General features: G+C 39.7%; 7 protein-coding genes. 2 read left to right on the forward strand and 5 right to left on the reverse strand.

What is annotated here, in order from left to right; all coding sequences use genetic code 11:
- The coding region (locus Q0625_RS05190) for an MATE family efflux transporter (protein WP_298824142.1) at window positions 1-431 on the forward strand (431 nt) is incomplete at its 5' end.
- Between the two features lie 57 nt (window positions 432-488).
- On the opposite strand, the gene lepA is transcribed toward Q0625_RS05190, so the two are convergent.
- From lepA to Q0625_RS05205, 3 genes are all read right to left on the reverse strand, one after another.
- Window positions 489-2,285, reverse strand: coding sequence for a translation elongation factor 4 (gene lepA / locus Q0625_RS05195; RefSeq protein WP_298824144.1), 1,797 nt, complete (start codon window positions 2,283-2,285; stop codon window positions 489-491).
- Between the two features lie 123 nt (window positions 2,286-2,408).
- A complete protein-coding gene (locus tag Q0625_RS05200) occupies window positions 2,409-4,190 on the reverse strand; it encodes a DNA mismatch repair protein (RefSeq protein WP_298824146.1) in 1,782 nt (593 codons plus the stop codon).
- Between the two features lie 80 nt (window positions 4,191-4,270).
- Window positions 4,271-4,720 carry a hypothetical protein gene (locus tag Q0625_RS05205; protein WP_298824148.1) on the reverse strand — a complete coding sequence of 150 codons (450 nt, stop codon included), beginning with the start codon at window positions 4,718-4,720 and terminating at the stop codon, window positions 4,271-4,273.
- 106 nt (window positions 4,721-4,826) lie between these two features.
- On the opposite strand from Q0625_RS05205, the gene Q0625_RS05210 reads away from it, so the two are divergent.
- Window positions 4,827-5,186 (forward strand): DUF488 family protein, encoded by a 360-nt coding sequence (locus Q0625_RS05210; protein ID WP_298824151.1) that lies wholly within the window; start codon window positions 4,827-4,829, stop codon window positions 5,184-5,186.
- 72 nt (window positions 5,187-5,258) lie between these two features.
- Here the strand turns inward: Q0625_RS05210 and pckA are convergent, their stop codons facing one another.
- Window positions 5,259-6,833, reverse strand: a complete 1,575-nt coding sequence (gene pckA / locus Q0625_RS05215) for a phosphoenolpyruvate carboxykinase (ATP) (protein ID WP_298824153.1) — start codon at window positions 6,831-6,833, stop codon at window positions 5,259-5,261.
- A 138-nt stretch (window positions 6,834-6,971) separates the two neighbouring features.
- Window positions 6,972-7,622, reverse strand: a complete 651-nt coding sequence (locus Q0625_RS05220; RefSeq protein ID WP_298824155.1) for an outer membrane beta-barrel protein — start codon at window positions 7,620-7,622, stop codon at window positions 6,972-6,974.
- Window positions 7,623-8,075 lie beyond the last annotated feature (453 nt).

The raw sequence follows: 8,075 nt of genomic DNA on the forward strand, positions 1-8,075 counted from the left end.
TACAACCTGTAATAAGCTATAATTTAGGTAAGAAAAATCATAAAAATCTAAAAGATATTCTAAAAATATCTATTATATTTTTAGGAGTTTTAGGAATTTTTTGTTCTTTCTTTATAAGTCTATTTTCAGAATATATTGGCAAAATATTTTTTAGAGAACAAGATATGATTTTGTATGTAAAAAGAGTTTTAAGAATATATAGTTTATCCTATGTAGTAGTTGGAATAAATATTTTTATTTCTGCATATTTTACTGCAATAAAAAAAGTTATTTATTCAGCACTTATAACATTTTCACCATATTTATTTTGGCTATTTTCTTCCTTTTTACAAGAAATACAATATATGACAGCTGTCAATAAAAGAACTATTTTTCTCATAATCGTTAATATTTATAAGATTTCTAAGAAGACAATCTTATTTTTATATTAATTCAACTTTTGCTAAAATTTAATTTTCATAAAAAATAACCGCCCGCCCATACTACGATCAATCATTCAACTTCAGTACTGCCATAAAAGCACTTTGTGGGATCTCCACATTCCCTACTTGGCGCATACGTTTTTTACCGGCTTTCTGTTTCTCTAAGAGCTTGCGTTTACGGGAGATATCCCCTCCGTAACACTTGGCCGTTACGTCCTTGCGGAGCGCTTTGATGGTCTCACGGGAGATGATTTTAGCGCCTATCGCGGCTTGGATAGGTATATCAAACTGCTGGCGTGGGATCAGTTCGCGGAGCTTCTCACACATCTTCTTACCTATGTTGTAGGCATTATCAGCATGGATAAGGGCGGAAAGCGCATCTACCGATTGGGAGTTGATAAGGATATCCACTTTCACAAGGTTAGAAGCGCGCATACCTATAGGTGAATAGTCAAAGGAGGCATACCCCTTGCTGACAGTCTTTAGGCGGTCGTAGAAGTCAAACACGATTTCAGCCAAAGGCATATCAAAGTTCAGCTCTACACGCTCAGGGGTGAGGTAGTGCTGATTGGTGATGATCCCGCGTTTCTCTATACAGAGCGACATAACCTGACCGATAAAATCGGCCTTGGTGATGATACTCGCCTTGATATAAGGCTCTTCCACACGGTCTAATTTGGAAGGGTCTGGGAGGTCGGAAGGGTTATTGACAATGATAGGTTTTTCAGGTTCTTTCTTGGTGAAGGCATGGTAACTTACGTTGGGCACCGTGGTAATTACAGTCATACCAAACTCACGCTCCAAGCGTTCCTGAACAATCTCCAAGTGGAGCATACCCAAGAAACCACAGCGGAAACCAAAGCCCAAAGCGGCCGAGCTTTCAGGGGTAAACACCAACGATGCATCATTGAGCTGAAGTTTTTCCATGGAGGCACGTAGCTCCTCGTAATCTTCCGTATCTACAGGGTAAATACCTGCAAAGACCATTGGTTTTACGTTCTCAAAGCCGTCTATAGCCTCCTTACAGCCATCCACTGCCGAGGTAATCGTATCCCCTACTTTCACCTCGCGGGCATCCTTGATACCTGTGATAAGGTAGCCCACATCTCCGGTAGAGATCACGGGCTTAGGTACTTGGTTGAGCTTAAGTGTCCCCACCTCATCGGCATCATAAGTCTTGCCATTGGACATGAACTTGATTTTCTGTCCCTTGCGTATCTCTCCATTCATTACACGGAAGTAGGTTTCCACCCCACGGAAAGAGTTGTATACCGAGTCAAAAATCAATGCTTGCAGAGGTGCCTTAGGATCACCTTTCGGAGCGGGAATGCGCTCAATAATAGCCTCTAAAATAGCCTCTACCCCTAAGCCTGTCTTTCCACTAGCAGGGATAATATCATCAGGTGAGCAGCCCAATAGGTCTACGATGTCGTCCTTTACCTCTTCAGGGTTGGCACTCGGCAGGTCTATTTTGTTGAGGACAGGTATAATTTCCAAGTTATTCTCCAAGGCTAAGTATAGGTTGGAAATAGTCTGTGCCTGAATACTTTGGGCAGCATCTACAATCAGGAGTGCTCCCTCACAGGCGGCAATAGAGCGGGATACTTCGTAGGAGAAATCCACGTGACCTGGGGTATCAATAAGGTTGAGGATATATTTCTCGCCTTTGTACACATATTCCATTTGGATGGCGTGGCTCTTGATGGTAATCCCACGCTCACGTTCCAAGTCCATGTTATCAAGCAATTGGTCTTGCTTTTCGCGTTCAGTTACGGTTTGAGTAAAGTCGAGCAGACGGTCGGCTAAAGTACTTTTGCCGTGGTCAATATGTGCAATGATGCAGAAATTACGGATATTTTTCATTCGGTTTTCTTTAGTTTGTTCGTTATTAGTGATTAGTACTTAGTCTTCGATAACTAATCACTAATCACTAACAACTAATAACTGTTCAAGGGGCAAAGATACATATTTTTTTGGACTTTCCTATCAGATAACCCCCATTTTTTCCATAAGGAAAGTAGCGTTCTTGTTTTGGCAAATGCCTTCTTTCAGTGTATAGTCAAAATAGAGTTCTCCTGCTGTAATCTGGGACTCAAAACACTTATTTTGCAATGTATCAGGGTACTTATTACTAAGAGTACATACCTCCAAATCATGAGTAGCAATAACCCCTATGGCGTTGAGTGCTACCATTTTTTCTATAATTCGGAAAGTACCTGATTGCTTGTCCTCGGAGTTTGTACCTCGGAGCAATTCGTCTAGAAGGACAAAGCAAGGGGTTTTTTCCAACTGTTCTATGATGGTGCACAAGCGATTAATCTCTGCATAAAAGTAAGATTTCCCATCACTTAACGAGTCAGATAGGCGCATAGAAACTAAGAGCTTCATAGGGTGTATTGTGGCCTTTTGAGCACATACAGGAAGCCCCATTGTTGCCAATAGCATATTCACCCCAAGGGCTCTGAGAAAGGTACTCTTACCTGACATATTGGAACCTGTCAAGATAACAAAGCGATGTGAAGCAAAGGAAATAGTATTGCACACACGCCCCTTAGCGGGGATAAGTGGGTGACCAAGGGATTCAAAGGAAATCAGTTGTTGGTCATTCAGCGTGGGATAAGCAAAGCTAGGATTGTTATAGCTGAAATTAGCAAAACTGTGTAGTACTTCTACCTGTGCAATAACGGAGAGCCATGAAGCGATGTGCTTGGCATGCGCCTGCTTCCACCTTAGGAGCTTTTGGTAGGTGTGTAGGTGATAGAAAGTAAAGATATTCAAAGGGATAGAGACTAATATATTCCCTACATTATCCAAGTCGTCCAATAGGCGAGAAAGCTGAGAAATACTTCTGCTGGCACTCTCATCTCCCTCATGCAGTTTTTCTCGTAAAAGCTCAAACCGAGTCGATTTGAATTGATTAGCTTTCTCTATCAGGGCAATACTCTTCTTGAAGGTGTATAACAGGTGATAGGTATTTTCAAATCCTAGTTTGCTCTTTTGTATCTTTTCGATAAAGGTAAGAAACACTAACAAATTGATGGTTATCAATGTATTACCTACCACCTTAAATCCCTCATATCCCAATCCATAGCCTGCAATTAGGCTAACGATTACAAGCAGCGAAGCCCCCCATAGAAAGAATTTCAGCAAACGAGGAAAGGCTTTTTCTTCCCTTGCTGCCCATTGCTCCATTTGCTCATAGAACTCTTGGCTATCTCCTATTAGGGCAGTAGTGGCCATAAACTCCTGACGCCATCTAAGATGTTCTTCCTTTGAGAGTTCTTGAGTTACAGCTTGTAGGTGAGCTATCTCTTCAGCTTTAGGTGATAAAAAATGTGCTGCCAAGCTCTTACGTCCTAAAAAAGTATGAGTTCGGTTGATATATTGATACAAAGAATGTGCTCCAAAGATATCCAAATCATAAGAATAAGGATGGGTATCATCTTGAAATTCTTCTCCATTGGCTGAAAAAAACTGATTTTTCTCCAAAAAGGCGATTTCATTCTCATTGATAGTTATTTTCTGTTGGGCTATCTTTCGGAAAAGATTTGTTTTCTTATGAATCACTACCAAATAAAAGAAAAGTATAAGCAAAAGGAGTATTATTGCAGCTACTAACCATGATTTTTCCCTAAAAGCAAAGTAAATAGATACCAAGATGGCCAATGCTACTACAAGGCGCAAGGTGCCTATCACATGGGATTTTTGCGAGAGTTGCTTGAAAGAGTGTGTTGCTTCTTCTAAGAGCTGCTGATAAGTGGAAATCATTTATATTAGTTATTACGTTATCATTTATACGACAAAAGCTACCCCATAGGATAGCTCTCTGTCGCTTTGTAAAAATACGATTAAGCGGCTTTTTTTGCAGCGCAGCAAGATTTCTTGCCGTCTTTCTTGCAATCTTCTTTTTTGTCAGAAGCTACGCCGTTTTGGTCTTTTCCACAAGACTTACCATCTTTACCTTTGCCGTCTTTGCAGCAAGATTTTCCTTCTTTGCTGTCCTTGCAGCAAGCCTTACCATCTTTGCAGCAAGATTTTTCGTCTTTGCTGTCTTTGCAACAACTCTTACTGTCTTTGCAGCAATTTTTGTTGTTTTTATCGCAAGATGGCTTTTCATCTTTGTGACAAGCTACTTTTTCTTCTTTACCATCTTTATGGCATGTAGCTCCGTCTTTTTTGTCTTTGCTGCAGCAAGCTTTAGTAGTAGCTTTCTCTGGTTGTACCTGTTGGCCATTTTCTTGAGCACTCATAGCAAGTGGTGCCATAGCCATTACGAATAACATGAACAAACGTTTCATAGGATGTTGTATTAAATTCGCTGCAAAGGTATAAAAAAAGAATGATATAGGAGTGTTTTTTTAGAAAATTTGCACTATTTTTGCAATGGAAAAAATAGCTTATTCTATGGAAATCAAATTAAAACGTATTTATCAGTCTAAAGAAGATACCGATGGCTTCCGTATTTTGGTTGATAAAATCTATCCAAGAGGTATTAAAAAAGAGAACTTAGAGGTGGATCTGTGGGACAAGGAGATTGCTCCCTCGGACACATTGCGAAAGGCTTTCCATACAAGCAATGATTTTGAAACCTTTAGGGTCTCCTATCGAGAGGAACTCTCTCAAAATCCACATACTACAGACTTCTTACAACTACTTAAAGGGAAAGAGGTTGTTACGCTGCTTACGGCGAGCAAGGATGTAAATCACTGCCAACTTCCTATCCTTAAGGAATTTATTGAGGATTCTGAAAAAGAAAATATGTAAGTTTAAGAAAGAGGCATACCGGATATACCAGTAGCCTCTTTCCCAATTAATTATAAGAAATGATGATTAATTCTAGAATTTAGGAGCACCTTTAAGTACTTCTGAATCAGCTCCTGCTTCAAACTTCTTGAAGTTTTCTACAAAGGCTTCTGCCAATTCTCTAGATTTAGCTGCAAATTGTGCTTTGTCATCCCAAGTATTTTCAGGGTTGAGGATACTTTGGTCAGAGATAGTAGCACAAGATTGAGGCACTTGGAATCCGAAGATAGGAAGTTCCTTAAACTCTACCTTATTAAGAGCTCCTGTAAGAGCCGCTGTGATAAGTGCACGAGTATCTTTAAGGCTGCAACGTTTCATTTTTCCGTTGTACCCTGTATTGACAAGCCATACATTTACACCTGATTCTTTGATCTTGGCAGCCAACATTTTTCCGTATTCGGCTGGGTGCAATGGCATGAAAGCAGCACCAAAACAAGCAGAGAAAGTTTTTTGTGGGGTAGTGATACCTACTTCAGTACCTGCTACCTTAGAAGTATATCCAGAGATGAATTGGTAAGCAGCTTGGTTCGGTGTAAGTTTGGAGATTGGAGGCAATACTCCGTAGGCGTCAAAAGTAAGGAAGAAAATATTCTTTGGATTGTGTCCTATAGAGCCTGGTTGGATATTGGCAATGTGGTAGATAGGATAAGAAACACGAGTGTTTTCTGTGATATCAGTACGAGAGAAATCAACGACTCCCTTGTCATCCATAATCACGTTTTCAAGGATTGCTCCTTTCTTAATAGCTCCGAAGATTTCAGGTTCTTTTTCAGCTGTAAGGTCGATTACTTTAGCGTAGCAACCTCCTTCAAAGTTGAATACGGTATTCTCTGGAGTCCATCCGTGCTCGTCATCACCGATAAGGTGTCGGTTAGGGTCTGCTGAAAGGGTCGTTTTACCTGTACCAGAAAGACCAAAGAAGATCGCTGTATCGCCCTCTTTTCCTACGTTGGCAGAGCAGTGCATAGGCATAGTGTTGCGGAATACAGGTAGTTCAAAGTTCATCGCAGAGAAGATACCTTTCTTGATTTCCCCTGTGTATCCTGTACCTCCGATAAGTGCAATCTTACGGGTGAAGTTTAGGATTGCGAAGTTTCCTTGGCGAGTACCATCTACGGCAGGATCAGCAAGGAAGCTAGGAGCATTAATTACTAACCAATCTTCTTTGAAACCAGCCAATTCGCTATCTTCTATACGAAGGAACATATTGTTAGCGAAAAGGTTACTCCAAGGAAGCTCAGTAATAGTACGCACATTGGTACGGTATTTAGGGTCAGCACATACATAACCATCATGTACATACACTTCCTTATTGGAGAGGAAAGCTACTACTTTTTCATAAAGAGCATCGAACTTCTCAGGAGCGAATGGAATATTAATTTTTCCCCACCATACACGATCTTTAGTAATAGCATCTTCCACAATGAAACGGTCTTGAGGAGAACGTCCTGTGAACTTTCCTGTGTTAACAGCCAAAGCTCCAGAGGAGGCTTCTTTTCCTAATCCTTTTGCAAGGGTTTCTGCATGTAACTCATCTGCGGAGAGTTGATAACGCACATTAGCGCCTTTAATTCCATATTTATCTATGGAAAGAGTTTTTGTACTCATAGAAAAAATTTTTAATTATAAAATAATTCAGTAAAAAAGTAATCCATTTGTAGGATTTTGTGTTAGGACAAAGGTACAACTTTTTTCTGTAATATCAAACAATTCTTACTATTTTTTTTCGTCTTTCACAAGTTTTTTCTAGAACTTATATCCTACCCCTGTTTGTAAGAAAAAGTTTCGTACCTCTCCCCTTGTAGAAAGGTTTGCAAGGCCTATATTAAAATTAGTATCTACAAAGAAACCTGTCGAAAAATGATACTCCACCCCTACTCCTAAACCAAAATCAACATCGGTACGGCGATACTTAGTATCCATTTCAGTAGTCTTTCCATGACTCTTCTCCCTTACAGAGGCTAAATAGCCTACATAAGCCCCAACCTTAGGGCGCAAGCCTGCCACAGCATTATATTTTAGCCAGAAAGGTAAGTTCAATTGGGTAATATATACTTTATCTCTCTTATAGAAATCTTTACTCTCAAAATCATCTCCTTTTGCTTTGAAGAGCTTCACGTTTCTATATTCCGTTCCTAAAACGGTTAGATTCACCCCTGGTTCTATATAAAATCTTTTAGGGAGTTTTATCTCTGTAAAGCCTCCCACATAACCTGAATATATAAGGTCGGTTACATACTCCATTCTGCGATCGCTATTAAGTACATTGGCTGTATCAAAGCCTCGTCCTTCTATAATCAAATCAGCAACAGTAAAGCCTATACGTGCCCCAAATTTTACTCCCTGCCCATAAGATACAGAAGCTAAGAGTAGTAGTAATAAAGTTAATCTTTTCATTCTTTTAGTTTTTAGTGATTGGAGGTTAGTGATTATCTGTATAGACTAAAACAAACAACCCACCTACAATCCATTGATTAGGGAACAAAGTTACAATATTTTCGGCGTAAAGTCAAGAAAAATTTTAAGTTCTTAATTTTAAGCCACAACAGATTGAGCTCTGACTACTGTTAAATACTTAACATTATTTTTTATCGTATAAATTCTTACTTCTCACCTGCCTTTTCCTTGACTTCGCCCCTTGCATTGTTGTAATTTTGCATCCTGTTCAGTGGTCAGATGCCCACAACTGGTTTTGTAGGAGTTTTCATTATATCTAACCCATGTTAATGGACATAGTTCTCCGTAGAGACACAATTCATTGCGTCTTGTAAATTATTGTCCCCCACGCTGGCGCAAATACCCAACTAGGTATGTGTAAATTTTGATTATATCGAACTCATGTTAATGGAT

The organism is uncultured Capnocytophaga sp. (genome assembly GCF_938029845.1).
Taxonomy (GTDB): Bacteria; Bacteroidota; Bacteroidia; order Flavobacteriales; family Flavobacteriaceae; genus Capnocytophaga.

Excerpts from the sequence above, each read along its gene's own strand:
- lepA (WP_298824144.1), bottom strand. The coding sequence starts at position 2,285 with ATGAAAAATATCCGTAATTTCTGCATCATTGCACATATTGACCACGGC.
- Q0625_RS05200 (WP_298824146.1), bottom strand. The coding sequence starts at position 4,190 with ATGATTTCCACTTATCAGCAGCTCTTAGAAGAAGCAACACACTCTTTC.
- Q0625_RS05205 (WP_298824148.1), bottom strand. The coding sequence starts at position 4,720 with ATGAAACGTTTGTTCATGTTATTCGTAATGGCTATGGCACCACTTGCT.
- Q0625_RS05210 (WP_298824151.1), top strand. The coding sequence starts at position 4,827 with ATGGAAATCAAATTAAAACGTATTTATCAGTCTAAAGAAGATACCGAT.
- pckA (WP_298824153.1), bottom strand. The coding sequence starts at position 6,833 with ATGAGTACAAAAACTCTTTCCATAGATAAATATGGAATTAAAGGCGCT.
- Q0625_RS05220 (WP_298824155.1), bottom strand. The coding sequence starts at position 7,622 with ATGAAAAGATTAACTTTATTACTACTACTCTTAGCTTCTGTATCTTAT.